The organism is Spirillospora sp. NBC_01491 (assembly GCF_036227065.1).
GTDB classification, from domain to species: Bacteria; Actinomycetota; Actinomycetes; order Streptosporangiales; family Streptosporangiaceae; genus Spirillospora; species Spirillospora xylanilytica.
This window is the reverse complement of sequence record NZ_CP109432.1, coordinates 3,155,728-3,181,943: the sequence shown is the minus strand read 5'-3', so window position 1 is coordinate 3,181,943 and position 26,216 is coordinate 3,155,728. Positions and strand designations below refer to the sequence as shown.

At 71.6% G+C, this 26,216-nt stretch carries 22 protein-coding genes and 1 pseudogene; 12 read left to right on the top strand and 11 right to left on the bottom strand.

The genetic code is table 11. From position 1 onward, the window contains the following. Window positions 1-290 precede the first annotated feature (290 nt). The 3 genes from OHA34_RS14725 to OHA34_RS14715 all read left to right on the top strand — a co-directional run bounded on the left by OHA34_RS14725 (window position 291) and on the right by OHA34_RS14715 (window position 5,727). Window positions 291-2,024: an ABC transporter ATP-binding protein gene (locus OHA34_RS14725; protein WP_329521938.1), complete on the top strand. Its 1,734-nt coding sequence runs from the start codon at window positions 291-293 to the stop codon at window positions 2,022-2,024. Then, on the top strand, window positions 2,021-4,021 hold the full coding sequence (locus OHA34_RS14720; protein WP_329521937.1) for an ABC transporter ATP-binding protein: 2,001 nt from the start codon (window positions 2,021-2,023) through the stop codon (window positions 4,019-4,021). Before OHA34_RS14725 ends, OHA34_RS14720 begins: the two co-directional genes overlap by 4 nt. A 104-nt stretch (window positions 4,022-4,125) precedes the next feature. Then, entirely contained in the window at window positions 4,126-5,727 is a 1,602-nt protein-coding gene (locus OHA34_RS14715) for an MFS transporter (RefSeq protein ID WP_329521936.1), read from the top strand. Between the two features lie 18 nt (window positions 5,728-5,745). On the opposite strand, the gene OHA34_RS14710 is transcribed toward OHA34_RS14715, so the two are convergent. From OHA34_RS14710 to OHA34_RS14700, 3 genes are all read right to left on the bottom strand, one after another. Next, entirely contained in the window at window positions 5,746-6,540 is a 795-nt protein-coding gene (locus OHA34_RS14710) for an SAM-dependent methyltransferase (RefSeq protein WP_329522408.1), read from the bottom strand. Window positions 6,541-6,641: 101 nt separating this feature from the next. Beyond that, complete coding sequence (locus OHA34_RS14705) at window positions 6,642-7,454, bottom strand: SAM-dependent methyltransferase (protein WP_329521935.1); 813 nt, start codon at window positions 7,452-7,454, stop codon at window positions 6,642-6,644. A gap of 114 nt (window positions 7,455-7,568) precedes the next feature. Continuing rightward, the gene (locus OHA34_RS14700) at window positions 7,569-8,453 is read right to left on the bottom strand and encodes a hypothetical protein (protein WP_285941611.1); all 885 of its coding nucleotides are present in this window, start codon (window positions 8,451-8,453) and stop codon (window positions 7,569-7,571) included. A 438-nt stretch (window positions 8,454-8,891) separates the two neighbouring features. Between OHA34_RS14700 and OHA34_RS14695 the strand changes: the two genes are divergently transcribed. Beyond that, window positions 8,892-10,358, top strand: coding sequence for a GMC oxidoreductase (locus OHA34_RS14695; protein ID WP_329521934.1), 1,467 nt, complete (start codon window positions 8,892-8,894; stop codon window positions 10,356-10,358). A 59-nt stretch (window positions 10,359-10,417) separates the two neighbouring features. Here the strand turns inward: OHA34_RS14695 and OHA34_RS14690 are convergent, their stop codons facing one another. Continuing rightward, window positions 10,418-10,897: a carboxymuconolactone decarboxylase family protein gene (locus OHA34_RS14690; RefSeq protein WP_285941607.1), complete on the bottom strand. Its 480-nt coding sequence runs from the start codon at window positions 10,895-10,897 to the stop codon at window positions 10,418-10,420. After that, window positions 10,894-11,973 carry an NAD(P)H-dependent amine dehydrogenase family protein gene (locus tag OHA34_RS14685; RefSeq protein ID WP_329521933.1) on the bottom strand — a complete coding sequence of 360 codons (1,080 nt, stop codon included), beginning with the start codon at window positions 11,971-11,973 and terminating at the stop codon, window positions 10,894-10,896. The genes OHA34_RS14690 and OHA34_RS14685 overlap by 4 nt, the downstream gene beginning before the upstream one ends. Before the next feature lie 187 nt (window positions 11,974-12,160). On the opposite strand from OHA34_RS14685, the gene OHA34_RS14680 reads away from it, so the two are divergent. The 4 genes and pseudogenes from OHA34_RS14680 to OHA34_RS38510 all read left to right on the top strand — a co-directional run. Then, window positions 12,161-12,532 (top strand): DUF1801 domain-containing protein, encoded by a 372-nt coding sequence (locus tag OHA34_RS14680; protein WP_329521932.1) that lies wholly within the window; start codon window positions 12,161-12,163, stop codon window positions 12,530-12,532. Between the two features lie 93 nt (window positions 12,533-12,625). Beyond that, window positions 12,626-13,462: an alpha/beta fold hydrolase gene (locus tag OHA34_RS14675; RefSeq protein ID WP_285941602.1), complete on the top strand. Its 837-nt coding sequence runs from the start codon at window positions 12,626-12,628 to the stop codon at window positions 13,460-13,462. Window positions 13,463-13,522: 60 nt separating this feature from the next. Next, entirely contained in the window at window positions 13,523-14,227 is a 705-nt protein-coding gene (locus OHA34_RS14670; RefSeq protein ID WP_329521931.1) for a hypothetical protein, read from the top strand. A 42-nt stretch (window positions 14,228-14,269) separates the two neighbouring features. Next, window positions 14,270-14,722 (top strand): annotated as a pseudogene (locus OHA34_RS38510) (Fic family protein); the annotation flags it as partial. Window positions 14,723-14,878: 156 nt separating this feature from the next. On the opposite strand, the gene OHA34_RS38505 reads toward OHA34_RS38510, so the two are convergent. Beyond that, window positions 14,879-15,169 carry an ATP-binding protein gene (locus OHA34_RS38505; protein ID WP_443029653.1) on the bottom strand — a complete coding sequence of 97 codons (291 nt, stop codon included), beginning with the start codon at window positions 15,167-15,169 and terminating at the stop codon, window positions 14,879-14,881. 235 nt (window positions 15,170-15,404) lie between these two features. On the opposite strand from OHA34_RS38505, the gene OHA34_RS14660 reads away from it, so the two are divergent. The 4 genes from OHA34_RS14660 to OHA34_RS14645 all read left to right on the top strand — a co-directional run bounded on the left by OHA34_RS14660 (window position 15,405) and on the right by OHA34_RS14645 (window position 20,775). Next, complete coding sequence (locus OHA34_RS14660) at window positions 15,405-16,205, top strand: helix-turn-helix domain-containing protein (RefSeq protein ID WP_285941595.1); 801 nt, start codon at window positions 15,405-15,407, stop codon at window positions 16,203-16,205. Then, the gene (locus tag OHA34_RS14655; protein ID WP_285941594.1) at window positions 16,196-16,384 is read left to right on the top strand and encodes a DUF397 domain-containing protein; all 189 of its coding nucleotides are present in this window, start codon (window positions 16,196-16,198) and stop codon (window positions 16,382-16,384) included. The genes OHA34_RS14660 and OHA34_RS14655 overlap by 10 nt, the downstream gene beginning before the upstream one ends. 270 nt (window positions 16,385-16,654) lie before the next feature. Continuing rightward, a complete protein-coding gene (locus OHA34_RS14650) occupies window positions 16,655-17,260 on the top strand; it encodes a DUF6879 family protein (protein WP_285941593.1) in 606 nt (201 codons plus the stop codon). Window positions 17,261-17,412: 152 nt separating this feature from the next. Beyond that, entirely contained in the window at window positions 17,413-20,775 is a 3,363-nt protein-coding gene (locus OHA34_RS14645) for a DUF4132 domain-containing protein (protein WP_329521929.1), read from the top strand. Between the two features lie 24 nt (window positions 20,776-20,799). Here OHA34_RS14645 and OHA34_RS14640 read toward each other — a convergent pair whose 3' ends face one another. From OHA34_RS14640 to OHA34_RS14620, 5 genes are all read right to left on the bottom strand, one after another. After that, a complete protein-coding gene (locus tag OHA34_RS14640; protein ID WP_329521928.1) occupies window positions 20,800-21,300 on the bottom strand; it encodes an NUDIX hydrolase in 501 nt (166 codons plus the stop codon). 38 nt (window positions 21,301-21,338) lie between these two features. Further along, complete coding sequence (locus tag OHA34_RS14635; protein WP_329521927.1) at window positions 21,339-22,226, bottom strand: NmrA family NAD(P)-binding protein; 888 nt, start codon at window positions 22,224-22,226, stop codon at window positions 21,339-21,341. Between the two features lie 121 nt (window positions 22,227-22,347). Then, window positions 22,348-22,890, bottom strand: a complete 543-nt coding sequence (locus OHA34_RS14630; protein ID WP_285941587.1) for a dihydrofolate reductase family protein — start codon at window positions 22,888-22,890, stop codon at window positions 22,348-22,350. Between the two features lie 119 nt (window positions 22,891-23,009). After that, window positions 23,010-23,399, bottom strand: coding sequence for a hypothetical protein (locus OHA34_RS14625; protein ID WP_285941586.1), 390 nt, complete (start codon window positions 23,397-23,399; stop codon window positions 23,010-23,012). A 42-nt stretch (window positions 23,400-23,441) separates the two neighbouring features. After that, entirely contained in the window at window positions 23,442-26,210 is a 2,769-nt protein-coding gene (locus tag OHA34_RS14620) for a WD40 repeat domain-containing protein (protein ID WP_329521926.1), read from the bottom strand. Window positions 26,211-26,216 lie beyond the last annotated feature (6 nt).

Sequence of the window (26,216 nt, the reverse complement as noted above, 5' to 3'; positions counted from 1 at the left end):
GCTGACACAATCCCTCCCTGGTGCGGGCCGGCCTGGAGCGTCCCGATGCCGTCCCCGGCCTCTGCCAACATCGACTCGTTGCCGGGGAGCTGCCCGCCGCGAAATGCCGATGACTCCGGTGGGAAGCCCGGGTGGCCACCATCGGCCGGGGGCGTCCGTCCGCGGCGGCCGGGGCTGGGAGTGTCCCCCCGGGCGGGCGTTCGCCGTCTAAACCGGTTGCGGAGATTGGGAGGATAAGAGGGCGTCCGGCCGACCGTGACCGGACCATGCCTCCTCCCGGAAGAACCCGCGTGCTGATCCGACTTCTGAGGTCCCATCTCGGACCCTACAAACGCCCCATCGCCCTGCTGGCGCTGCTCCAGCTCGTGGCGACCATCGCCAACCTCTACCTGCCGACCCTGAACGCCGACATCATCGACGACGGCGTGGTCAAGGGCGACACCGGCCGCATCATGTGGCTCGGCGCCATCATGGTCGCCATCACCCTGGTCCAGGCGGCCGGCTCGATCGGCGCGATCTACTTCGGCGCGCGCACGGCGAGCGCGGTGGGACGGGACATCCGGTCCTCGATCTTCACCCGGGTGCAGAGCTTCTCCGCCCGCGAGGTGGGGCGGTTCGGCGCGCCGTCGCTGGTCACCCGGACCACCAACGACGTCCAGCAGGTGCAGATGCTGGTGCTGATGACCTTCACCATGATGGTGATGGCGCCGATCATGTGCGTGGGCGGCATCGTGATGGCGCTCGGCCAGGACGTGCCGCTGTCCTCGCTGCTGCTCGCGGTGGTCCCGGTGCTGGGCGTCCTGATCGGCCTGATCATCCGGCGGATGCGGCCGCTGTTCCGCACCATGCAGGAACGGCTCGACACGGTGAACCGGGTGCTGCGCGAGCAGATCACCGGCATCCGGGTGATCCGGGCGTTCGTCCGCGACGACCACGAGCGCGAGCGGTTCGGCGCGGCCAACGCCGACCTGACCGACGTGTCGCTGCGGGCGGGCCGGCTGATGGCGCTGATGTTCCCCACCGTGATGGTGGTGGTGAACATCTCCAGCGTGGCGGTGCTGTGGTTCGGCGGGCACCGCATCGACGACGGCGGCATGGAGATCGGGGCGCTCACCGCCTTCCTCAGCTATCTGATGCAGATCCTGATGTCGGTGATGATGGCCACCTTCATGTTCATGATGGTGCCGCGCGCCGAGGTGTGCGCGGAGCGCATCGAGGAGGTGCTCGGCACCGAGTCGAGCGTCGTGCCGCCCGCCTCGCCGGTGACCTCGCTGAGCGGCGAGGGGCTGCTGGAACTGCGCGGCGCCGGGTTCCGCTACCCCGGCGCCGAGGCGATGGTGCTGCACGAGGTGGACCTGCTGGCCCGTCCCGGCGAGACCACCGCGGTGATCGGCTCGACCGGCAGCGGCAAGAGCACCCTGCTGGGGCTGGTGCCCCGCCTGTTCGACACCACCGGCGGCCAGGTGCTGATCGACGGGGTGGACGTGCGGGAGCTGGACCCGGCGCTGCTGGCCAGGACGGTCGGCCTCGTCCCGCAGAAGCCGTACCTGTTCTCCGGGACGGTCGCCACCAATCTGCGCTACGGCCGGCCGGACGCCACCGACGAGGAGCTGTGGCGGGCCCTGGAGGTCGCGCAGGCCGCGGGCTTCGTGCGCGCCCTGCCGGAGGGACTGGACGCGCCGATCTCGCAGGGCGGCACCAACGTGTCCGGCGGGCAGCGGCAGCGGATCGCGATCGCCCGCGTCCTGGTGCACCGCCCCGCGGTCTACCTCTTCGACGACTCCTTCTCGGCCCTGGACTACGCCACTGACGCGGCGCTCCGGGTCGCCCTGTCCCGCGAGATCACCGAGGCGACCGTGGTGATCGTCGCGCAGCGGGTCAGCACCATCCGCGACGCGCACCGCATCATCGTCCTGGACGAGGGGCAGGTGGTGGGCGTCGGAACGCACCACGAGCTGATGGCGGACAACGCCACGTACCGGGAGATCGTGCTCTCCCAGCTCACCGAGCAGGAGGCGGCATGAGCACCCCGGACAAGACGGGCGACCAGGGCGACGGCAAGGGCGCCGCGGTGCCCGCGCCGCGGCGCGGGCCCGCGCCGGCCTCCGGGCCCGCCCGGTTCATGACCGGCGGTCCCGTCGAGAAGTCGATGGACTTCCGCGGGTCCGGCCGCAGGCTGCTTGGCCTGATGCGGCCGGAGCGGGTCGGGCTGTACGCGGTACTGGGCCTCACCACCGCGAGCGTCGCGCTGACCGTCCTCGGGCCGAAGATCCTCGGCCACGCCACCGACCTGGTCTTCGCCGGGGTGGCCGGCCGGAACCTGCCCGCCGGGTCGACCAAGGCCGAGGCGATCGAGTACCTGCGGCAGCACGGCGACGGCGGCCTCGCCGACGTGCTGTCGGGGATGGACTTCACCCCGGGCCAGGGCATCGACTTCGGCGCGGTCGGCGCCGTCCTGCTCACCGTGCTCGGCGTGTACCTGGTGGCGGGCGCGTTCGGCATCGTCCAGGGGCGGCTGGCCACCCGCGTCATCCAGCGGACCGTGTCCCGCCTGCGCGCCGACGTCGAGGCGAAGCTGGCGCGGCTCCCGCTGTCCTACTTCGACCGGCAGCCGCGCGGCGAGGTCCTCAGCCGCGCCACCAACGACATCGACAACATCGGCCAGACGCTCCAGCAGACCATGGGCCAGATCGTGAACTCGCTGCTCACGATCGTCGGCGTGCTGGTGATGATGTTCTGGATCTCGCCGCTGCTGGCGCTGATCGCGCTGCTCACGGTGCCGGTGTCGGTGCTGGTCGCGGCGAAGGTCGGCAAGCGGGCGCAGCCGCAGTTCGTCCAGCAGTGGAAGACGACCGGCAAGCTCAACGCCCACATCGAGGAGATGTACACCGGCCACTCGGTGGTCAAGGTGTTCGGGCGGGAGGCCGAGTCGGCCGAGGCGTTCCACGAGCAGAACGAGGCGCTCTTCCGCTCCGGGTTCAAGGCGCAGTTCATCTCCGGGATCATCCAGCCCGCGATGATGTTCATCGGCAACCTCAACTACGTCCTGGTCGCGGTCGTCGGCGGGCTGCGGGTCGCCTCGGGCTCCCTGTCGATCGGCGAGGTGCAGGCCTTCATCCAGTACTCGCGGCAGTTCACCCAGCCGCTCACCCAGGTCGCGAGCATGGCCAACCTGGTGCAGTCCGGGGTCGCCTCCGCCGAGCGGGTCTTCGAGCTGCTGGACGCGCGCGAGCAGGAGCCCGACCCGATCACCCCGGAGCGTCCCGCCGAGGCCCGCGGATGGGTCTCGCTGGAGAACGTGTCGTTCCGCTACGAGCCCGACAAGCCGCTGATCGAGGACCTGTCGCTGAAGGTCGAGCCGGGCAGCACGGTGGCCATCGTGGGGCCCACCGGCGCGGGCAAGACGACCCTGGTGAACCTGCTGATGCGGTTCTACGAGGTGACCGGCGGCCGGATCGTCCTGGACGGGACCGACATCGCGGCGATGTCCCGCGAGGAACTGCGGTCCGGGATCGGCATGGTGCTCCAGGACACCTGGCTGTTCGGCGGCACCATCGCCGACAACATCGCCTACGGCCGCCGGGGCGCCACCCGCGAAGAGGTCGAGGAGGCCGCGCGGGCGGCGCACGCCGACCGCTTCATCCGCACCCTGCCGAAGGGCTACGACACCGTCATCGACGACGAGGGCGCGGGCGTCAGCGCGGGCGAGAAGCAGTTGATCACCATCGCCCGCGCGTTCCTGTCCGATCCCGTGATCCTGGTGCTGGACGAGGCCACCAGCTCCGTCGACACCCGGACCGAGGTGCTGATCCAGCGCGCCATGGCCACCCTGAGCAGCGGCCGGACGAGCTTCGTCATCGCGCACCGCCTCTCCACCATCCGGGACGCCGACGTCATCCTGGTCATGGAGGCCGGCTCCATCGTCGAACAGGGCGCCCACACCGAGCTCCTCGCCGCGGAGGGCCCCTACGCCCGCCTGTACGCGGCCCAGTTCGCGGAACCGGTGGCCGAACTGGACTGACCGCCCCCATGTGAGTCTCTTCACGTCCGCCCGCATGTATTTGCACGGCACTGTGCAATTCGAGTAACTTGCACAGTGCTGTGCAAATGCGTGCGAGGAGCGACATGTCACTGATCGTCAGAACTCCGGTGGACCCAACGGGCCGGCCCTACGGCCGGCGGCGGGCCGCGCTGGGGGTGCTGTGCCTGAGCCTGCTGATCATCGTGATGGCGAACACCTCACTGATCGTCGCGGCGCCGGCCATGACCGCGGACCTCGGGCTGAGCGGCAGTGACCTGCAATGGGTGATCGACGCCTACACCGTCCCGTACGCGGCGCTGATGCTGATGATGGGCGCGGCCGGGGACAAGTACGGGCGCCGCGGGGCGCTGCTCGGCGGGCTGGCGGTCTTCATCGCGGGCTCGGTCGCGGGCAGCCTGGCGGGCTCGGTGGCCTGGGTGATCGCCGCGCGCGGCGTGATGGGGATCGGCGCCGCCATGATCATGCCCGCCACCCTGTCGCTGCTGGTGGCCACCTTCCCGCGTGCCGAGCGGGCCCGCGCCATCACCGCCTGGACGGCCACCTCCGGGCTGGCCATCGCGGCCGGTCCGCTGCTGGCCGGCTGGCTGCTGGAGGACCACTCCTGGGGCTCGACATTCCTGATCAACGTCCCGGTCGCGGTGCTCGCGATGGCCGCGGCGCTGTTCCTGGTCCCGCCGTCGAAGGCGTCCGGGCGGGGACGCCTGGACCTGGTGGGCGGGGCGCTCTCGGTCGTCTTCCTCGCCGCGCTCGTCTACGCGATCATCGAGGGCCCGCACTTCGGCTGGGGCGCCGCGGCGGTCACGGCGGCGGTCGTCGCGGTGGCGGGGGCCGTGGCCTTCGTCCTGTGGGAGCTGCGCCACCCGAGGCCCCTCCTGGACGTCCGCACGTTCCGCGACCGGACGTTCGCCGGCGCCAACCTCGCGGTCGTGCTGTTCTTCCTCGCCGCGTTCGGGTCCATCTACTACCTGACCCAGCACCTTCAGTTCGTCCTCGGCTACGGCCCGCTCGCGACGGGCCTGCGCCTGCTGCCCCTGGCCGGAGCCGTGTTCGCCGGGGCGGCGGTCACCAACGTGCTGACCCCGAGGGTGGGGATGAGGGTCAGCGTCGTCCTCGGGATGGCGCTCGGCACCCTCGGCATCTCCCTCATGACGGGCGTGACCGCCGCGTCCGGCTACGGCGCCTTCCTGGCCCCGCTGCTCCTGCTGGGCGCGGCGATCGGGCTGAGCGTCTCACCGTGCACCGACGCCATCATGGGCGCCTTCGAGGAACGGCGGCTCGGCATCGGCGGCGCCGTCAACGACACCTCGCTGGAGCTCGGCGGCTCACTCGGCATCGCGATCCTGGGCTCGATCCTGGCGGCCTCCTACGAGTCCGAGATCACCGGCGCGATCGCGGGCAGGCTCCCGGCGGACGCCGCGAGCACGGCCCAGGACTCCGTCGGCGGCGCGCTCGCGGTCGCCGGACGCGTCGCGGCGTCCGGCCACGCGGACCAGGCCGCCCTGCTCGTCCGCGCCGCCCACGAGGCGTTCGCCAACGGCGTCGCGCACACCAGCCTGATCGGCGCCCTCGTCCTGGGGGCCGGCACCATCATCGTCGCCGTGCTCCTGCCCGCCCGTCGCCGTCCTCGCCCCACCCCCGAAAAGGCCCCCGAGAGCCCCCGCATCCCCCAAGAAATCAGCCACTGACCCGCTCCGGGCCGGGGGTCAAGGTTTGCGGGCGACGGCGGCGTAGCCGGCCACTTCGTCGGGGGAGCCCCACGGGGTGTGCTCGGGACGCCAGCGCGACATCGAGACCACGCCGGGCGGGAGCAGTTCCAGGCCGTCGAAGAACCGGGTGAACTGCTCGCGCGTGCGGGGCACCATCGGGTTGGCCGACTTCTCGTTCCAGTCCGCCTGGGCCTGCGCCTGGGCGGTCCGCCCCTCGTCGAAGTCCAGGGTGGCGTGCGTGATCACCAGGTGGCTGCCGGACGGCACCGCGTCCAGCAGCCGGGCCAGCAGGCGCCGCGCCTCACCGTCGTCCTGGACGAAGTGCACGACGCCCAGCAGCATGATCGCGACGGGCCGGGCGAGGTCCAGCGTCGCCGCCGCCTTCTCCAGGATCTCGCCGGGGTCGCGCAGGTCGGCGTGGATGTAGTCGCACGCCCCTTCGGGAGTCCCGGTGAGCAGGGCCCTGGCGTGGACGAGCACCAGCGGGTCGTTGTCGACGTAGACGATCCGCGAGTCCGGGGCGGTCCGCTGGGCGACCTCGTGGGTGTTGTCCATGGTCGGCAGGCCGGTGCCGATGTCGAGGAACTGCCGGACGCCCGCCTCGCTTGCCAGGTACCGGACGGACCGTCCGAGAAAGGCGCGGTCGGCCAGGGCGATGTCGACGATCTGCGGGAACACGGCGCGGAACTGCTCGGCCGCCCGCTGGTCGGCCTCGTAGTTGTCCTTGCCGCCCAGCAGGTGGTTCCAGACCCGGGCCGAATGCGGGACGGTGGTGTCGAGCTCAGGGGTCATCCCGGGCGGGTTCGATGCGTCATCGGCCACGAAAGCGTCTCCTGCTCGGCTCCGTCGGGCCGTCCGGCCCCTCGCGGACAACCTAGTGCCCCGGCCGGCTTTCAGTCCTTGCGGCCGACGGCTCCGTAGAGCCACGTGCCGACCTTCTCCGCGGGCGCGTCACCTTGGTCCGACTCGGGGTTCCACTGGTCGATGGTGACCAGGCCGGGGTCGACCGGGGTGAAGCCCTCGAAGAAGGGCGCGATCTCGTTCCTGCTGCGGAAGTAGATGGGCGTCGGCGTGGTCGCGTAGACGGCCTCGATCTGGTCGACCGCATGCGCCGAATGGTCCTCCGTGGTGACGTGGGTCGCGGACAGGAAGCTGCCCGGCGCCAGCGCGTCCCGCAGGGTGCTGATGACGGGGGCCCGCTCGTCCAGGGTGAGGAAGTGGATCATGGCGATCATCAGTACCCCGACGGGCTCGTCGAAGTCGATCAGCTTGGCCGTCTCGGGGTGGTCGAGCACCTCGCGGGGACGGTGCATGTCGGCCTGGGCCACCGTGGTGCGGTCGTTGGTCGCCAGCAGCGCGCGGCCGTGGGCGAGTACCACCGGGTCGCTGTCGACGTAGACGACGCGGGCGTCGGGGGTGATCTCTTCGGCGATCTCGTGGGTGTTGCCCGCGGTGGGGAGGCCGGAGCCGATGTCGAGGAACTGCCGGATCCCCTGGCGCGCCATGTAGCGCACCGAGCGGCGGAGGAAGGACCGGTTCTCCTGGGCCAGCAGGCCGATCTCGGGCATGGCCTGCGCGACGCGGTCGGCGGCGTCCCGGTCGATCTGGAAGTTGTCCTTCCCGTGCAGGTAGTAGTCGTACATCCGGGCGACGCTCGCCGTCGTGGGGTCGATTCCCGGTCGGGCGTCACGCCTCGGTTCCTGCACGCCGTGGCCTCCAGTCAAGATCGTCCAGTTCCGGCCAGCGTAGCCGGACCACCACCCTCGATGAGAACATTCACCACAACAACCACAGCTACCTCGTGAACGACGCACGCGCCGTCATATCGCCCCTTCGGCTTCTTCGCGCTCGTGGGGTTCGGGTTCGCCGAACCAGGCGACCGCGACGGCGCCCGCCACGGCCAGGACGAAGCCGAAGACCGCCAACCAGCCCAGGCCGGGACGGGAGGCGTCGCCCAGCCAGAGCACGCCGAGCGCTCCGGGGACGACCGTCTCGCCCACCACCAGCGCCGCGGTGGCGCCGTTGACCGAACCGATCTGCAAGGCGATGGTGTGCAGGTACATGCCGCCGATCCCCGCGACGGCGAGCGTGTACAGCGCCGGGTCGGCCAGCATGCGGGGGAAGTCGAACGGGGCCGCGCCGTTGAGGATCCGGACCGCGACGCCGACCGCGCCGAAGCCGAGGCCCGACAGCAGTCCGGCGAGGATGGCGGCGCGCGCCCCGATCCGCCGGACGAGCAGGATCCCGCCGCCCATCAGCAGCGCCGAGAGCCCCAGCAGCCACCAGTGGGTGGTGATCGGGGTCTGGGGATGCCCCTCGTGGCCGGCCGCGCCGGCCAGCAGCACCAGCGCCGAGCAGACCACCCCGATGGACGCCCATTCGGGCCGGGTCAGCCTGATGCCCAGCATCTTGGTGCTCAGCACCGCCGTGATCACGAGGTTGGCGCTGATCACGGTCTGCGACAGGAAGAGCGGCAGCAGCCGGGCGGCGAGCGCGCCGAGCCCGAAGCCGACGAAGTCCAGCACGCTCCCCAGCAGGAACTCCCAGGTCACGATCGCCCTGGCGGTCGACGAGAGGCTGGGGCCCCCGTGCTCGGTGGTGTTGCCGGAGGCGGGGCCGGAGTGCTGGCGGGCCGACCGGCGGGACCCGACCGCCTGGAGCACCGACCCGGTGCCGTAGCAAGCCGATGCCGCGACTGCCGTCACCAGACCAATGATCACCAGTTGATCCCTCTCACGTGCCCGCCGGGAGCAACCGAGCCTACGCGGCGAGGCCCGGTGAGACGCGCGTCACGGCGGCGCGGTGGCGGGACGGCGCGGGGCGGCGGGACGGGTGCGGGACCCGCCGTGACCGGGCGTCACCCGGTGTCCCTGCCGGATAGTCGGGCAAAAGTTACTAATGGGTAGGTAGTGACTATTTCGGACAGAATATAGAACATGTTCTCACTCGACAGGAGTGAGGTGCATCACATGCACGAAAGAGACGGGCATGGAGCGGGGTATCGAGGCGTATCCCGTCGCGGATTCATCGCTGGAACAGGTTCTATTCTGGGTGCGGCGGCGCTCGGGGGACGGGCTCTCGCGGCGCAGCCGTCCGTACCGGCGGCGGCTCCGATCGCCGCCGGGGCCAACGTCCCGGCGCTGGTGATCGGCACCGGGTACGGCGGCTCCGTCGCCGCCCTGCGGCTCGCTCAGGCGGGCGTGGACGTGCACATGATCGAGATGGGCATGGCCTGGGACACCCCCGGCTCGGACGGCAAGATCTTCGCCAACACCACCAACCCGGACGGCCGGTCCTACTGGCTCCGCACCAAGACCAAGCAGCCGCTCAGCAACTTCCTCGGCTTCCCGATCGACCGCAAGATCCCCCGCTACACCGGGATCCTGGACGCCGAGGACTTCAGCGGGATCACCGTCTACCAGGGGCGCGGCGTCGGCGGCGGTTCGCTGGTCAACGGCGGGATGGCGGTCACGCCCAAGCGGGAGAACTTCGGCGCCATCCTCCCGTCGGTGGACGCCGACGAGATGTACAACACCTACTATCCGCGCGCCAACGCCGGACTCGGCTCCGCCACCATCGACCCGGCCTGGTTCGAGAGCGCCGAGTGCTACCAGTACGCCCGGGTCGGACGCAAGCACGCCCAGCGCTCCGGCTTCCCGTTCGTGTTCGTCCCCACCGTGTACGACTGGGACTACATGAAGCAGGAGGCGGCCGGGGCCGTTCCCAAGTCGGCGCTGGCCGGCGAGATCCTCTACGGCAACAACTACGGCAAGAGGTCGCTCCAGAAGACCTACCTCGCCCAGATCAAGGCGACCGGCAAGGTCACCATCTCGCCGCTGCACCGGGTCACCTCGGTGGCCCCGGCGGCGGGCGGCGGCTACACGGTCGTCATGGAGCAGCTCAACACCAGCGGGGACACGGTCGCCACCAAGACCGTGACCGCCGACCGGGTGTTCTTCGCGGCGGGCAGCGTCGGCACCAGCAAGCTGCTGGTCAAGCTGAAGGCGAACGGCGCGCTGCCCAACCTGAACGGCGAGGTCGGCCAGGGCTGGGGCGACAACGGCAACGTCATGTGCGGCCGGGCCAACCACCTGTGGGACCCGACCGGCAGCCTCCAGGCGTCCATCCCGACGGGCGGCATCGACAACTGGACGGCCGGCGGCGCGTTCGCCGAGGTCGCGCCGCTGCCCACCGGCATCGAGACCTACGCCTCGTTCTACCTGTCGATCACCAAGAACCCGAACCGCGCCCAGTTCTCCTGGAACGCCGCCGCGAACAGGGTCGACCTGAACTGGCAGGCCTCCTGGAAGCAGCCGTCCATCGAGATGGCCAAGTCGATCTTCGACAAGATCAACAGAAAGGAGGGGACGATCTACCGGACCGACCTCTTCGGCGTCAGCAAGATCTGGGGCGACCACCTCACCTACCACCCGCTCGGCGGCGCGGTGCTGAACAAGGCCACCGACAACTACGGCCGGCTGCACGGCCACCCCGGGCTGTACGTCATCGACGGCGCGCTGATCCCCGGCAACACCAGCGTCAATCCGTTCGTGTCCATCACGGCGCTCGCCGAACGGAACATCGAGAAGATCATCGCCACCGACCTGTGACGATGGCCTGATGCGACCGCCGGCCACGGGCGCGTGTGGCCGGCCGGACGTCCGCCGCCTCAGCGGTCGGGCAGCGCGCACACGGTGTCGAGGCCCAGCACATGGTTGAGGCGGCCGAACGCCAGCCAGGACCCGATGCTCATGCTCAGCTCCACGATCTCGAGCTGGCTGTAGTGCGCGGTCATCCGCGTCCAGAACTCGTCGTCCAGGCCATGGGGGTCCAGGGCGTACCGCTCGGCGTACTCCGCGGCCAGCCGGGTCCGGTCGTCGAAGGCGTCGGTGGTGCGCCAGCCGGTCACCGCGTCCGCGAACCCCTCCTCCACCTTCTCCCCGTCCCGGTCGGTCCGCCAGTCGAGGCAGAAGAGGCACCCGTTGATCTGCGCGATCCGCAGCCGCGCCGCCTCGAACTCGCGGAGCCCGAGGGTCGTGTGGGCGTACACCGACAGCGAGAAGTTCGCGGCGGCGGGCCCGATGCCGGGCACCATCTCGCCCCACACGTACTCGATCGCGTCCTTGCCCTCGGGGATGTCGATGTTCATGGCCGCCTCCTTCCGAGCCTGCCCGTCGCGGGACGCAGCGGGACGTCGAGCGCGTCGTAGAGTCCGGGGGCGGCCTCCACGAGCCAGTCGATGGCGCCCACGAGCCGGCCGACCGCGGTGGCGTTCCCGCCCGCGGCCCGGTTGCCGTCCCGGTCCGTGGCCTCGACCGTGACCTCGATGCGCGGGTCGCCCTCGATGACCACCCGGTGCGCCCCGTCGCCGTCCGGCGGCACCGGCCAGTCCGGCGCGCAGGACGGGTGGATGCGGGTGACGTGCTCGATGACGATGCGCGGCTCGCCCTCGACGACGCCCTGCACCTCGAACCGCACCGCGCCCTGGGTGCCGGCCTCGAACTCGCCCATCGTCCTGGTGTCCACGGTGGCGTCCAGCGGGCGCCGGTCCAGGGTCTCGCGGACCTCGTCCAGCTCGACGCCGAGGGCCCTGGCCATCAGCCGCACCTGCCCGCCCCACACCATGGTCGGGACGGTCGGCGCGAGCATCGGCGGCTCGTAGTCCATGGGCTGGCCCATGCCGACCAGGTAGCGGACCGAGTCCTCCTGGTCGTAGGTGGAGTAGTCGAAGATCTCCTGGCAGCGGATCACGTCCACCGTCGCGCCGAGCCCGCTGATCAGCAGCGGCAGCACGTCGTTGCCCCAGCCGGGGTCGACGCCGGAGACGAACAGCGAGCCGCCGCCGTCCGCGATGGCGGCCAGCACCGCCTCCCGCATCTCGGGCGGGGCGTTGCGCTGGTCGTAGAGCGCGTACAGCGCGGGGGAGACGACCACGGCCCCGGCCCGGACCGCCCGCACGATGTCGGCGAGCGCCTCGTCCGGACGGATGTCGCCGGACGCCGCGTACACCACGGCCTGCGGACGGGCGGCCAGCACCGCGCCGACGTCGTCGGTCGCCGCGACGCCCAGCCCGGCGTCCAGCCCGCCGAGGTCGCCCGCGTCCCGGCCGACCTTCGCGGGGTCGTGGACGAGTACGGCCGCGAGGTCCAGCTCCGGATGGGCGTCGACGGCGCGGATGGCCAGTCGACCGACGTTGCCGGTGCCCCAGACGACCGTGGAGATCATGCGGCGGACGCTAGCAAGCGCTTGGTTCATTTGTACAGCCCCGTGCCACTTCCGGCCCGCTCCGGCGACCCCGCGGAACGACCCGCCACCTCATGGCGAGGCCCCCGCGATGGCGTTCCCTGTCACATCGCCGGATCGACGTGTGAACGAGAACCAGCAGCCGCCGCTACGACACGAAGGAACCGACATGGCCAAGTTCGCCACCGTGCAGGAGTACATCGCCTCCCTCCCCGAAGCCCAGCAGCAGATCGCCGGCGAGGTCCTCGCGCTCATCGAGAAGGTGCTGCCGGGCGCCGGCGCGCTCTATCACGCTCACCCCGTGTGGAGCCTGGGCCCCGCCCCGGGCAAGTCCCCGGTCTGCTACCTCAAGGCGTACTCCGCCTACGTGACCTTCGGCTTCTGGCGCGGCCAGGAGATCACCGACGCGTCCGGCCGGCTCGAGCCCAGCGCGCGGACCATGGCCGGCGTGAAGCTCCGCGCCCCCGCCGACATCGACGCCGACCTGTTCACCACCTGGCTCCAGCAGGCACGGGCCCTGGAGACCCCGGCCGCCTCCTGACGACTCGGCACGCCGCGCGACCGATTCCTTTTCGGACGGGACGCCGTCTTATGGTCGAGACCATGGCAGCATGCCCGAAACGGAGTCACCATCATGCCCACGACCAGCGAGAAGACCTCCCCCGAGCGTTCGACGGTCACCTCCCCGGACGGGACGGAGATCGCGTTCGAGGTGTCCGGTACCGGGCCCGCGGTGATCCTGGTGGCCTCGGCGCTGGCCGACCGCTCCGACGCCGCCAAGCTCGCCAAGCTGCTCGCGCGGAACCTCACCGTGATCAACTACGACCGGCGCGGCCGGGGGGCGAGCGGGGACGCCGAGCGCTACGCGGTCGACCGCGAGGTCGAGGACATCGCGTCCCTGATCGGCGTCGCCGGCGGCTCGGCATCGGTCTTCGGAAGCTCGTCCGGGGCGGTCCTGGCCCTGCGCGCAGCCGTCGCCGGACTGCGCATCGAGCGGCTCGCGCTGTACGAGCCCCCCTTCGCGGTCGGCGGCGACGACTTCGGCCCCCCGAAGGACTTCGCCCGGCACATCGACGCGCTGCTCGCCGAAGGACGGCGCGGTGACGCGGTCAAGTCCTTCATGACCAAGGCCCAGGGCATGCCCGCGTTCATGGTCAACGCGATGCGGCTCATCCCCGGCCCCTGGTCGAAGCTCAAGGCCCTCGCGTCCACGCTGCCCTACGACATCGCCGTGATGGGCGACACCCAGCAGGGCGACCCGCTGGACGCCGCCCACTGGTCGGCCGCGACCCTTCCGACCCTGGTCATGACCGGCGGCAAGAGCCCGGCGGGCTTCCACAACGCCGCGCGGGCGCTGGTCGAGGTCCTGCCCGACGCCACCCACCGCACCCTGCCCGGCCTCAACCACGGCGCCGTGGTCATGGCCCCCAAGAAGATCGCCCCCACCCTCACCGAGTTCCTCGCCGGCTGACCGCGATCATCCGGCGAATTCGCTGGAGATCGACTCGTGCCGTGTGCCATCGTCCATCGGGTGAAGGTCAAACTGGCGCCGTGGGCGCTGAGATGGGACGAGGTCGATCCGGGGCGGATTCCGTTCGACGCGGCCGGGGCCTGGGCGGTGGTGTCGCAACTGCGTCCCGCGATGTCGGTGCCCGTTCCGCCGAAGGCCAAGTCGTTCGCGGATCGGGCGCTCATCGAGTGGAGCTACGGCACCGGGCAGGCGTGGACGGACGAGATGACCTACGCGCTGGTCGAGCGGTACGGCCGGTGGACGCTGGGCTGGCGATGGGCGCGCGCTGAGGGCGACGTCGGCGGCGGCCCGGTGGGCGCGTGGTGCTGTCCCCGCGACTCGATGACCAAACCGGTTCAGACACTGCGCCGGGTGACCGATGGCCTGGTGGAATGGCGCGGGTGGCTGGAGGACCTGGCGCAGCGGTTCGAGCGGTTCCCGCTCGACGACCGGACCGGGCCGGAGCGCCGGCGGACCTGGGAGGAGGGCGCCGCGCACCTGGTGACGGCGGTGGTCGAGCAAACCGGTGCGGGCGACGCCTGGTACGGCCACTGCCGGCAGGTCCTGGCCTGGTTCCTGGCCCGCTGGGACATCCCCGAGGACCAGGCGGACGAGCTCGTACACGAGGCCGTCGCCGGACGGTTCGAGAGCTGGGTCGCACCGTCATCGGAGACGGTCGAGAAGATAGCGGCGCGGCTGGCCGAGTCCCTGCCCAGTGAGGCGTGAGGCGTGCCCTCCGTCCCCGACCATCTCGACCTGTGGTGCCGGATGCGAGACCAGGTGCCCTGGACGGACGTTCAAGACCCCCGTCCGGGCGCCGCCGGCCAGGTCGTCGGAATCCGCGACGGCATGGCGCACTTCATCCGGACGGACGTGCACGACCGTTCCCCAGAACGCGCGCTGCGCCTACTCGCGGCCCTGACCGCCCTGCGATCGGACGTCTCCGCCGGCCGTGCCCTCGACTTCTCCACCATGCGCCGCTGGCAAGGCCACGTCCTCGGCACCGAACGGACGGACTTCCGTACCGGACCCGCCTTCGCCAAGGGAGGCCGCGAGAGCTACGGCCTGGACGCGGACACCCGGCGGCGCTTCGACGCATGCCTCCAGCAGGCCGACGACCCGGCCGTCCCGCTGCCCGCCCGCGCGGCACGCGCCCATCTGGACGTGTGCTTCTTCCACCCGTTCGACGACGGCAACGCCCGCGCGGCACTGCTGGCCCTCACCTTCGTCCTGGCCCGGGGCGGTGTCGTACTCGACCAGGTCGGGCCCATCCAGATCAGCCGCGGGGCCACGGGAGCCCTGGAGTTCGCCCGTCTCGTGGCCGTCCTCATCCGGACCACGCAGAACCGAGCCGTCCACGCAGCCGGAACGGCGACCTCACGGCTCGACCACCGCGAAGACCACCTTGCCCCGGCCACCGGCGAGCGGCCGGACGCCCCACCGCCGGGTGAACCGCTCCACGATGAGCAGGCCACGTCCGGACTCGCTGGTCAGGTCGAGCTCCGGGATGTGCGGCAGGTCGCACGTGGTGTCCTGAACCTCCAGCCACAGCGCCCCGCCCTCGGCCAGGACCAGGCGTAGCGTCACGTCGTCGTCCGCGGTGCCGCCGTACCGGAGGGCGTTGGTCACGAGTTCAGTTGCCACCAGGCACGGCACGTAGTCGTCCATCCCCCAGCCGCCCAGCGTGAGCCGTACGAACCCGCGCACCTCAGCCACGGCCCCAGGATGCCGCTTGACCACCATCTCGCCGTGTGTCGCCTCCATCGCGCACCCTCCTTGCTCACTGTGTTGTTCAGATCACATTGAGCCACTTTCGGGACTAGGATCTGATTGCAGAGCCAAGGTGGTAGATGGCGGCAGAGTGGTATTCGCCTTGGTAGGTTCCAGTCGAGAGGTAGAACCCATGCCCCCACGGCGTCAACGTCCCCGGGAATCGCCCGCACTCGTCGCGTTCGGTCGGCAGATGCGGCGGCTGCGTGAAGCCAAAGGGATCAAGCAGGAGACCATCGGGCACCTGACGACGGTGAGCGGCCCGCAGGTGAGCCGGATCGAGGCCGGAAAGAAGCGAGCCACGCGACCATTCGTGGAGATCGTGGACGATCACCTGGACGCGGGCGGCTCGCTCATCAGTCTGTGGGAGGACCTGAACAAGGACGGCCACCCGGTACCGCTCTGGTTCGACTGGCCCAAGATCGAAGAAGATGCCACGGAGCTGATCACCTGGGAGCACACGATTGTCCCTGGGCTGCTCCAGAATGAGGCCTACGCTCGTGCGTTCCTCGGTGTCGATGAGGCGATCGAGGCTCGCATTGCACGTCAGAGCGTTCTGACACGTGACGATCCACCACCTGTGGCACTGACCGCGCTTCTGAGTGAGGCTGTGCTTTACCACCTGGTGGGTTCCCCTGAGGTCATGCATGAGCAGTTGACGCACCTGGTCGCTCTCAGTGAACTCCCCAACGTCACCATCCAGATGGTGCGGAACAACGGGCGTCCGGCCGGAACGGGCGGTGCCTTCGTGGTGGCTACCATGGAGGATCGGAGCGAGGTGGCATACCTGGAGATGGTCGTGCGCGGCATCACGACCGACGATCCGTCGGATCTTGCGAAGCTTTCCGAGGTGCTGAGAGAACTGCGGGCGAGGGCGTTCCCAGAGGACATGTCACGGGACGTAATGAGGAAGGCGTTGGAGAAGTGGACCTAAGTGATGCCACCTGGCGCAAGGCGAGTCGGAGTGGTGAAAACGGCGGCAACTGTGTCGAGCTTGCTGGGCTTTCTGGTGTGGTGGCGGTGCGTGACAGTAAGGATCCTGACGGTCCGAAGTTGCTGGTGACCCGTGCGGCGCTGCGTGCAGCCGTGCGGGCGTCCTCCGTGCCAGTGTGACCTTTGATAATTGCGGCGAGTCTGAGCCTGATGTGGCATAGCGACCATGAATAGGGGGAAATGGGGGCAGTGTTCCCCTGTGTGGAATGCTTGCCGCGCTCAGTCTCCGGTGGGAAAATTCTCCATACTGCCACCGAGCGGAAGTGGAGATCCCCATGTCGAGACCGTGGGAGATCGATCATGGTGCGGAGTTTCAGAGAAGGCTCGATAAAAGCGCCGCCGAGGTAGGGGATGGCCGCATGCTCTCCGCCGCCAAGCCGGACATCCGCGATGCTTGACCGGATCGGCGACGTCCCCGGGGAGTTCCTCGATCACGCGGCGTACCACGCCCGCCTCGCCCTCGAAATGGGGCGCCTGCGCGGGGTCTTCTGGAAGCTCGAACGCTCCCAGGTCTTCCGCGAGCCGAACGACACCAGCTGGCAGGCGTTCATGTCGGGGGACTGGAAGAGCGCCCTCGACCTCCTTGAGAAGGACAGGGAGGACGTACGGGCCGAGGCTCGCCGGAACGCCGCCCAGGGACTGGAGATCCGGCGTGTGCGCGTGGTGGAGCATCCCGTGGGCCCCTACCTTCAATGGGAGCTGCACGCGCTCAGCCTGCTCGCCTGCGAAGGGTTCGGGCTGAGCGTGCTCCCCGCCGAGCAGGTCGCCGCACTCGAGGTCCGTGCCCGGCTTCCTGAGGTGGTCGTCGTCGGAGACCAGGTCCTTTACGAGGTCCAATACTTGCCCGACTGGACGCCTTGCGGGGCCCGCCGCATCACCGCGCCGGACGTGATCGGTGCCGCCGCGTCCGAGATCGAGAGGCTGTACGAACGCGGTGAGCCGTTCCTGTCCTATTTCGACAGAGAGGTCTTGCCGCTGCCGGCCCCCGCCGTTTGAGCTACCTTTCATCAATGGCTTCAGTTTGCTCCAGCCGCGGTCCGGCCAGGATACTCAGCCTCGCGTTCTGCCTGCTCCTCGTCTTCGGTCGGCGGTGACAAGCGAAGTACGGGAACTGGCGTTGTCGGAGGCCGCCTCTACGGTGGTGGGTCATGAGCGAACACCTCCCGCCGCTTCCCGATGAGGACACCCTGGTCATCCCGACGGGATGGCGGCGCCGCACGCATCCGCGGCGGGGCGGGGCGCCCGGCCCCAAGATCATGCTGGACGCGGGTGCGGAGAAGGGCCTTGCGCGATTCCTGGACGCGGCGCGGGACGACATCGAGCGCGTCCTGGACGGTTCGGGCACCGACCCGGGCCTGGTCGCCGCGGCTCGCGCCCATCTCGGCGGCGACCCCGATCCGCGCGGGGCGGCGGTCCTGGCGGTGCTCACGATGCAGCATTGGGACGCACCCCTGTTCGATGCGGGCTACGTGGACGCGTGGGCGTCCGCGCACGGCGTGGTGTTCGCGGCGTGTGCCCTCGTCGAGATGTGCGGCCTGGACCAGTCGGTCGGTCCGGGGGGCGGTGAACGGAGCGACACGGCGGTGGTGCCCGTCGAGCCGGGCGCGCAGGGCACGCTGATTCCCGACGCCGCTCTGCGCGTCCGCTCGCTGCTGGCCGCCGCGTCCGACCAGGAGTACGCCGAGGCCGTCGAACGGCTCGCCGGGCTCCGGGCCCTGCGCCCCTGGCAGGTCGTGACGGCCTACCTGGTCCCGACGCGGCAGGACTGGGTGACCGAGCTCTGTGCGCACCCTGACCGCGCACCGCGGAGCCTGCTGCTCAGCTCGCTCGGCTCTCCCGAACAGCTTCACCTGCTCGGAGACTGGGCGAGCCTGACCCGTGTCGACTGCCACTCCCCCGAGGTCCTCCGCGCGTTCGCGGAGGGCGTCGGCCCGGCAGTGGCGCCGCTGATGGCCGACGCGCTCGACCGGGACCGGATGCTGGTCCGCGCGGTGCGGCGCAAGGCGCTGCTGGAAGTGCTGGGCGTCCTGCCGTCCGACGAGGCGTTCCGTGCGCTTGTCGAGAGGCGCTCCAACAGGCACGTCAGCGCCGAGCTGATGAAGGCGATGCGGCGGTTCCCGGTCCGGGCGCTGCGGGAGCTGGCCGCGGCCGGGGCGTCCGACCTGCTGGAAGAGCACGTGCACGGCAACCGGGCGCTGGTCGACGCGGCGCTGCCGACGCTCCCGGACGCTGCCCGCGAGGCCGTCGAGCAGATCATCGGAAGCTCGACCCGGGTGGCGGAGGCGGCCCCGGACGAGCTGCCCGCCCTGCTGGTCGAACCGCCGTGGGCGCGGGCTTCGAAGAAGGCCGCATCCGTCGTCGTCAAGGGCCTGACCGTCCCGGACGGGCGTGCCGTCCGCTGGGACGCGGGCGAGCAGGGCCGCTGGGCGGCGGAGAAGGTGTTGTATCCGTCCAGGCTGCTGGGCGAGGAGGGCGGCAGCAGATGGGGGAGTCCTCCAGTGTGCGAGCGGAGCCCGGAGTGGGAGCGGCACGCCGACGACTTCGCGGCCGGGCGGCTGTCCGGCAGGCGCAAGCTCGGTGTGCTGGCGATGGGGCCGGACGAGTTGGTCAGGCCCCTGCTTGCGGGCTCGTCCCTGAACGACCCCAGGAACAGCACCGACGAGCCCGCGGGCTGGGGCAGGATCTTCGCGGCCCGGTTCGAGCTCGACGCGCTGCCGGTCCTGTACGGGCACGCCAAGAGCGATCCGCGGGGCTGCGGCCCGCTGCTCGTCCCCTTCCTGACCGCCGAGGTGGCGGCGCTGATGGCCGACTGGCTGGTGCGGATCAAGAAGGGACGCCGGCACGCGGAGGCATGGCTGGCCCGCCACGGGGCGGACGCGGTGCCGCTGCTGGTGCCGGACGCGCTCGGCAGGCCCGGACCGCGACGGCGCGCGGCCGAGGCCGCCCTCCGGCACCTGGCGGACCGGCTCGGACGCCCGGCCGTCGTCGCCGAGGCGCGGGTCCACGGCGACGAGGCCGTCCGGGCGGTCGAGGCGCTGCTGGCCGCCGCCCCCGAGGATGTGGTCAAGGTCCCGCAGCTCGCGGGCTGGGCCGACCCGGCGGTGCTGCCGCAGATCCTGCTGAACGGCCGACGGCGGGCCCTGCCGGGCACGGCGGTGCGGCACGTCCTGGCGGTGCTGGCGATGTCCACGCCCGGTGAGCCGCACTCCGGTGTGGACGTTCTCCGGGAGAGCTGCGACGCCGCGTCGCTGACCGCCTTCAGTTGGGATCTGTTCGAACGCTGGCGGGAGCACGGCGAAGACTTCGCCGACGCGTGGACGCTCACCGCGCTGGGCCTGCTCGGCGACGACGAGGTCGCGCGCCGGCTCGCTCCGATCGTCCACGCCTGGCCGGGCGAGAACGGCCACACCAAGGCGGTCAAGGGTGTCGACATCCTCGCGCTGATCGGCTCCGAGACCGCGCTGATGATGCTCGACTCCATCGCGCGGAAGGCGAGGTTCACCGCCCTCAAGGAATACGCGCAGCGCACGATACGCCGGGTCGCGGACGCTCTCGGGCTCAGCAGTGAGCAGCTCGCCGACCGGCTCGTGCCGACCTTCGGCCTGGGCCCCGACGGAGGGATGACGCTCGACTACGGGCCGCGCCGGTTCCGGGTGGGTTTCGACGAGGCGCTCAGGCCGCAGGTGTCCGACGAGGACGGCACGCAGCGCAAGGCCCTCCCCAAACCGGGGGCGAAGGACGACCCCGAGCTCGCCCCCGCCGCTCACCGGGCGTTCGGCGAGCTGAAGAAGAACGTGCGGACCGTCGCGGCCGACCAGATCGCGCGCCTCGAACAGGCCATGCTCACGGGCCGCACTTGGACGCTGGAGGAGTTCGGCGACCTGTTCGTCCGGCACCCGCTGATCTGGCACATCGCGCGGAGCCTGGTGTGGACGTGCGACGGCGTGCCGTTTCGCCTGGCCGAGGACCGCACGTTCGCGGACGTCGGCGACGAGACCCTGACCCCGGCCGCTGCCGCGGTGATCGCCCTGCCGCATCCGCTGAACCTGGGGGAGACCCGCACGGCCTGGTCGGAGCTGTTCGCCGACTACGAGCTGATCCAGCCGTTCCCGCAGCTCGGACGGGAGACCCACGAGCTGGCGGGCGAGGAGCGCGAGGCCGTGCGGCTGTCCCGCTTCGAGGGGGTGAAGGTGCCGTTCGGCAGGGTCCTCGCGCTGACCCGCCGCGGCTGGGAGCGCGGCGCGATCCTCGACAGCGGTGTCGAACGCTGGATCTCCCGTCCCGTCCCGGGCGGCCTCCACCTCGTCGTCAACCTCGACCCCGGCATCATGGCGGGCTTCGCCGACGACTCCGCCGAGCAGTGCCTCAGCTCGATCTGGCTCGGCGCCTGGCCCGACGACGCCGACGACGCCGACCCCCCGGACGCCTTCCCGTTCGCCCGGCTGGACCCGGTGACCGCCTCCGAGATCCTCGCCGACCTCACCGGTATCACGCAGAATGCCGGGGCTTGAGAGCGGCCGGGGGCGGAGGTGCGGTCAGGCGACCGGGCGGCCGTCCTCCAGGGAGAGCGTCGTGCCGGCGGCGACGGAGTTCAGGCACGCGGCGATCCGGCGGGCCAGCAGCGGACCGGCCAGGTCGGGGATCCGGTCGGCGGTGACGAACGCGTGGGAGACGAGTTCGTCGGCCGGCAACCGGATCCGCGCCGCGTCGTCGTCCGGCAGGACGCCCCCGTCGTAGAGGAGCATCAGCCCCTCGGGGTACTCGGACTGCGGCGAGATCCAGTCGACCGCCAGGATCCGTCCGACCGGCCGGTCCAGGCCGAGTTCCTCCAGCACCTCCCGGCGGCAGGCCGCGGCGGGGGACTCGTCCGCTTCGACGGTGCCGCCGGGGATCTCCCAGTCCGGCTTGTAGGTCGGCTCCACCAGCAGCACCCGCCCCGCGGCGTCCCGGAACAGGGCGCCGGCCCCCATCCGCTTGCGCGGCAGGGACGCCACGTACTGGTAGTGCGATGACCTCGCTGAACTGCGGGAACCCATCCAGCGAGGCTACCGGGAACGGTGCCGCCGGACCGTGCTCACGCCGGGGTGGCGGGGCCCAGCAGCGGGCGCAGGTGGGTGTGGGCCCAGCCGGCGAGGTGGGTGGGGGTGGTGGTGACCGCGTCGCGCGGGGGGTCGGGCTTGAGGCCGCGGGTGCCGGCGGTCATGCCGACGATGCCCTCCACGGCGCCGGGCGGCAGGCCCGCCGAGCGCAGCCCCTCGCGGACGTCGTCCTCGCTGATGACCTCGAGCCCGATCGGACGGCCGAGCGCTCCGGTCAGGATGGCGGCGACCTGCGTGTAGGTGAGGTCCTCGGGGCCGTAGACGCCCTGCACCACGCGGCCCTTCCACGACTCGCCGAGGAGCCGGGCCGCGACGACGTCCCCGATGTCGCGCGGGGAGACCCACGGCATCGGGGCGTGCGGGCCCGCCGCGGTGGTCAGCACGCCCCGCGCCAGCGCGTCGACGTCGAGGAGGAGGTTGGTGAAGAAGTAGCCGCAGCGCAGGTGGAGCACGTCGGCGCCGGTGGCGTCGAGCATCTCCTCGATCCGGCCGAGGCCGTCGATGTGCCCGGCCCCGTCCCGCTTCTCGGCGCCGATGCTGCTCAGCAGCACGACCCGCGCGACGTCGCCCGCCCGTGCCGCGTCCGCGAGGGGAGCGGCGGTCCGCTGCGAGGTCCCGATCGGGTCCGCGTCCGTGTGCGGGGTCGGATCGACCCAGAAGACCGTGCGCGCTCCCTTCGTCGCCTCGCGGACGAAGGCGGCGTCGGTCAGGTCGCCGCGGCGCACGTCGAGGCGGTCGCGGATCCCCGCGTCGAGGCGGCCGGGGTCGCGGACGAGGACGCGCGGCCGGACGCCCGCTTGCAGCAGCAGCCGGACGACGCGCGATCCGACGTGCCCGGTGGGAGTGGTGACGACAATGGTCATGGCGGTGTCCCTTCGAGATCTTCGTGCTCGTTCCGGGACCCTACGAACCAATGCGGTCAGCCACCGGCCTCATTCTCCCGACGTCGGTGTGCCGGCCACCGACGGCGCCGCCGCCGGCCGGTCAGCCGGGGACCGGGCGGTAGGTCACGGCCACCACGCCGGTGGACAGCGTCGTGGAGTCGGTGACCTCGAAGGCGAGCTCGGGCGTGTCCTCGAACAGGCGCATGCCGGTGCCCAGGACGATCGGGTGGATCATGAGGTTGAGCTCGTCGAGCAGCCCGTGCCCGAGCAGCGAGCGGACCAGCCGCGGGCTGCCCGGCACCTGGATGGTCTTGCCCTCCTGCCGCTTCAGCCGGTCGATCGACGCGGCGAAGTCCCCGGTGAGCGGGACCGAGTTCGCCCACTCGAAGCTGGTCAGGCTACTGGAGACCACGTACTTGGTGAGCGAGTTCATGAGGTCGGCCATCGGGTTGCTCTCCTGGGACGTCCAGAGCCCGGCGAACTGCCGGTACGTGCTGGTGCCCATGAGCAGCGCGTCGGCCTCGGCGATCCCGGCGGTGATGCGCCGGCCCACCTCGTCGTTGAAATAGGGCCCCTGCCAGGCGTCGGGTGTCTCCACCACGCCGTCCAGGGTCATGAACAGGCCCGCTGTGAGCTTTCGCATGTGCACTCCTCGGATGTGTTCGTGCCGATCTCTCGGAGGGTGTCGAAGCACGGGATGGTGGAGGTCCGTCCCGTCATGGAGCGAACCCGATCAGGTGAGTCCCGGGACCGTGCCGCTTCCTAGCGCGAGCCCCCGGCCTTTCCTGAGGGACCCCTGCTCAGCAAGAACGCCTGCCATGCGGCGAATGCGCCGACTTCGACGGCGACGGCCAGGAGAAGCAGGGAGAGGGCGTCGGCGGGGCGGGTGAGGCCGAGCGCCGCGATGAGCGACGCGGCGATGACGTTGGCGCCCATGACCCCCGCCAGGGAGAGACGCAGACGCGAGCCGGTCGCGGCGAACAGCAGCAGTCCCGCCCAGAGAGCGGTGACCAGGGCGACGCCCAGCAGGAGGACGGCCGGCATCCCGAACGCGGACCCGAGGGGCTTGGCGAACGCCATGGTGCAGACCGCCGCGATTCCGCAGTACCCCGCGTCCGCCCGCAGGCAGGACCGACCCGACGTGAGGCTCATGCCTGGCATCGTAACCGCCCGGACGAGCGCCCACCGGCCGTGTCAGCGGGCGGGCCTCCTGCTCAGCACCGCGATGTCGGGGCCGAAGTGCACGACCAGCCGGCCGTCCGGTGCCGCCAGTACCGTCGACACCCGGTCGGGGAACAGTAGGCGGGGTCCGGCCTGGGCGCCTGTGGCCAGGTCCCAGAACCGGACTTCGCCCAGGGTCGGCCGGACCCACCGGACCGCGCCGGCCGTGCCGCCGACGACGGCGACGGGACGGCCGCCGGTCTCCGTGCAGGCCACAGAGGAGATCTGACCGGTGTGACCGGCGATCGGGCCAAGGAGAAGGTCCCCTGTGACGGGGTCCCACACCCGCAGCGCGTCGTCGCATCCGTAGCCCGCCACGACCGGGCGACCGTCGACCGCGCCGCACGCCACACCGGTGGTGGCGCCGAGATGAGTGGTCAGGAGGGTCTGATCGGCCAGGTCCCAGGTCCGGACGGTGCCGACGACGTCGGCGGTGACCGCGACCGGCCGATCGTCCACCCGCATCGTCGCGATGGCGTGGACCTGGGCGGCCAGGCTCGTCCGCGCCGAGTGCAGCTCTTCGAGGGTCAGCAGACTCCAGGTCCACAACTCGCCGGTGGACCCGCAGCCCACCGCGACCGATTCGCCGCCGATCTCGGCGACCGCCAGAGCGGTGACCTTCGAGCCCGCCTTGGTGGGCAGCCTTCCGATCCGCGTTCGGGAGGAGAGGTCCCACAGGCACACCACGCCATCGGCGTCCGCGGTGACGGCGACCGAGTCGCCGTCGTCGAGGTGACCGTACGCGACCGCGCTCACCGTGCCAGCGTGACCGGTGAGCGGCGGTTCGACGCGCTCGCCCGTGGCCGCTTCGCACAGGGCGGGGTCGACCGGCTCGCGGCTCGCCAGGTCCCGTGCCCGGACCTCCCCGGTGCGGTCGGTGGACAGCACCACGACGCGCCCGTCCACCTGAAGGCAGGTCACCGTGCTGATCCCGGCGGTGTGGGCGGTGACGGGGTCGCCGATCGCGTCGCCGCTCTTCAGGTCCCAGACGCGGACCAGGCCGTCGTCGCCCCCGGTGACCGCGACCGGTCCGCCGTCGGTCTCGGCGGCGGCCACCGCCGGCACCCTCCCCCCGGCCAGTGCCGGGCCGACCGCCGCGCCGGTGGTGAGATCCCAGAGCCGCACGTCGCCGTCCCAGTCGCCCGTGACCGCGACCGGACGGCCGCCGGCCTCGGCGCTCGCCACCGCCCCCGCCGTCGCGGGCGGATTCGACAGCGGCCGATCGGTGCCCTTCTCAAGATCCAGCACCCGCAGCGTCCTGTCGTATCCGCTGGTCACCGCCGCCGAACGGCCGCCGAGCCGGGCGGTCGCCACGGCCGGGACGCCGCCGCGATGCCCGGTGACCGGCGGGCGGGCCGGCGTTCCGGTGGCCAGATCCCACGCACGCACGGCCCCGTCGCCGCCCGCCGTCACCACGACCGGCCGGCCGTCGATCTCCGCGTGGGCCGCGGCCAGGACGTCGCCCGCGCCGGGAAGCGGGTTCCCTGCCGGTCCGGTGCGGACGAGGGACCAGATCTGGATCCTGCCGAGGTGGTCGCAGGCCACCGCGACGGGATGCCCGCCGAGGTCGGCGACCGCCGTGGCGATCACGCCATGGCCCGCGTCGAGCGGCTCTCCGAGCTGCGTGCCACTGTCCAGGTCCCACACCCGGACAACGCCGTCGCCGTCTCCGGTGACGGCGACCGGCCGGCCGTCGACGTCGGCGCACGCCGCCGCCTGGACGCCGCTGCCGTGCCCGGTGAGAGGGGAGAGGACGCGCTCCCCGGTCTCCAGATCCCACAGGTGCACCGGATGGTCGATGTAGGACCCGTTGGTCACCGCGATCGGGCGCCCGCGGAGCCTGGTGACGGCCAGCGCGGCGGCCCCGTTGATGTCGTCGTCGAACGGCCGGCCGACGCACGCTCCGGTGCTCAGGTCCCATCGCCAACGGGAGCCGTCGGCGCCGGCCGCGACCGCGACCGGACGGCCGTCGACCTCGGTGCACGCCAGCGCGAACACCCAGTTCTCGGGCCCGGTCAGGGGCGGGTGGATCTCCGCGCGGGTGGAGAGGTCCCACACCCGCGCCTCCCGCCAGCCGCCGGACACCGCGACGGGACGTCCGCCCAGCTCGGCGATCGCCACCGCGCGGACCGCGTCGCCGTGCCCGGTGAACGGGGCGCCCACCTCGACGCCGCCGTCCAGGTCCCACACCCGGACGGTGCCGTCCTGCCCGCCGGTGACGGCGACCGGGCGGCCTCCGAGCTCCCCGCACGCGACCGCGAGGACGCCGCCGGTGTGGCCGGCCATCGGGTCGCCGACCAGGTCGCCGCTGACCAGTTCCCAGAGGCGGACCAAGCCGTCTCGGTCCGCGGTGACGGCGAGCGGGCGCCCGCCGACGTCGGCGATCCCCAGCGCGTGCACCCCGCTGGGGTGGCCGTTGAACTCCAGTAGCAGCCGCTGGTCGATCCCCGGCCCGGTCGCCCAGTCGACCCGCCACTCCGGAGCGGGCGCCCCGGGGACGGCCACGGCGGCGAAGCGTTCGCCCAGCTCACCGGCGCCCCATCGCACGGCGTTGCAGGCGAGGAGCTGGCGGCGGCCGGCCGGATCGGCCGCGCGGACCAGGCGCAGCGAGGTCCGGTAGACGGCCGAGGCCAGCCGCTCGTCCGGGGTCGTCGCGTGGGCGAGCAGCGGCAGCACCCGGTCGGGATCGGCGTTCACCAGGAACGCGCAATCGGTCAGGGCAGAACCGGCGGGACCAGACATAAGGCG

What these genes read in the sequence shown, in the direction of transcription:
- OHA34_RS14635 (WP_329521927.1), bottom strand. Translation starts at nt 22,226, where the DNA reads ATGACCATTGTCGTCACCACTCCCACCGGGCACGTCGGATCGCGCGTC.
- OHA34_RS14680 (WP_329521932.1), top strand. Translation starts at nt 12,161, where the DNA reads ATGGCCAAGTTCGCCACCGTGCAGGAGTACATCGCCTCCCTCCCCGAA.
- OHA34_RS14645 (WP_329521929.1), top strand. Translation starts at nt 17,413, where the DNA reads ATGAGCGAACACCTCCCGCCGCTTCCCGATGAGGACACCCTGGTCATC.
- OHA34_RS14720 (WP_329521937.1), top strand. Translation starts at nt 2,021, where the DNA reads ATGAGCACCCCGGACAAGACGGGCGACCAGGGCGACGGCAAGGGCGCC.
- OHA34_RS14640 (WP_329521928.1), bottom strand. Translation starts at nt 21,300, where the DNA reads ATGGGTTCCCGCAGTTCAGCGAGGTCATCGCACTACCAGTACGTGGCG.
- OHA34_RS38505 (WP_443029653.1), bottom strand. Translation starts at nt 15,169, where the DNA reads ATGGACGACTACGTGCCGTGCCTGGTGGCAACTGAACTCGTGACCAAC.
- OHA34_RS14715 (WP_329521936.1), top strand. Translation starts at nt 4,126, where the DNA reads ATGTCACTGATCGTCAGAACTCCGGTGGACCCAACGGGCCGGCCCTAC.
- OHA34_RS14675 (WP_285941602.1), top strand. Translation starts at nt 12,626, where the DNA reads ATGCCCACGACCAGCGAGAAGACCTCCCCCGAGCGTTCGACGGTCACC.
- OHA34_RS14625 (WP_285941586.1), bottom strand. Translation starts at nt 23,399, where the DNA reads ATGAGCCTCACGTCGGGTCGGTCCTGCCTGCGGGCGGACGCGGGGTAC.
- OHA34_RS14660 (WP_285941595.1), top strand. Translation starts at nt 15,405, where the DNA reads ATGCCCCCACGGCGTCAACGTCCCCGGGAATCGCCCGCACTCGTCGCG.
- OHA34_RS14650 (WP_285941593.1), top strand. Translation starts at nt 16,655, where the DNA reads ATGCTTGACCGGATCGGCGACGTCCCCGGGGAGTTCCTCGATCACGCG.
- OHA34_RS14630 (WP_285941587.1), bottom strand. Translation starts at nt 22,890, where the DNA reads ATGCGAAAGCTCACAGCGGGCCTGTTCATGACCCTGGACGGCGTGGTG.
- OHA34_RS14620 (WP_329521926.1), bottom strand. Translation starts at nt 26,210, where the DNA reads ATGTCTGGTCCCGCCGGTTCTGCCCTGACCGATTGCGCGTTCCTGGTG.
- OHA34_RS14685 (WP_329521933.1), bottom strand. Translation starts at nt 11,973, where the DNA reads ATGATCTCCACGGTCGTCTGGGGCACCGGCAACGTCGGTCGACTGGCC.
- OHA34_RS14710 (WP_329522408.1), bottom strand. Translation starts at nt 6,540, where the DNA reads ATGACCCCTGAGCTCGACACCACCGTCCCGCATTCGGCCCGGGTCTGG.
- OHA34_RS14690 (WP_285941607.1), bottom strand. Translation starts at nt 10,897, where the DNA reads ATGAACATCGACATCCCCGAGGGCAAGGACGCGATCGAGTACGTGTGG.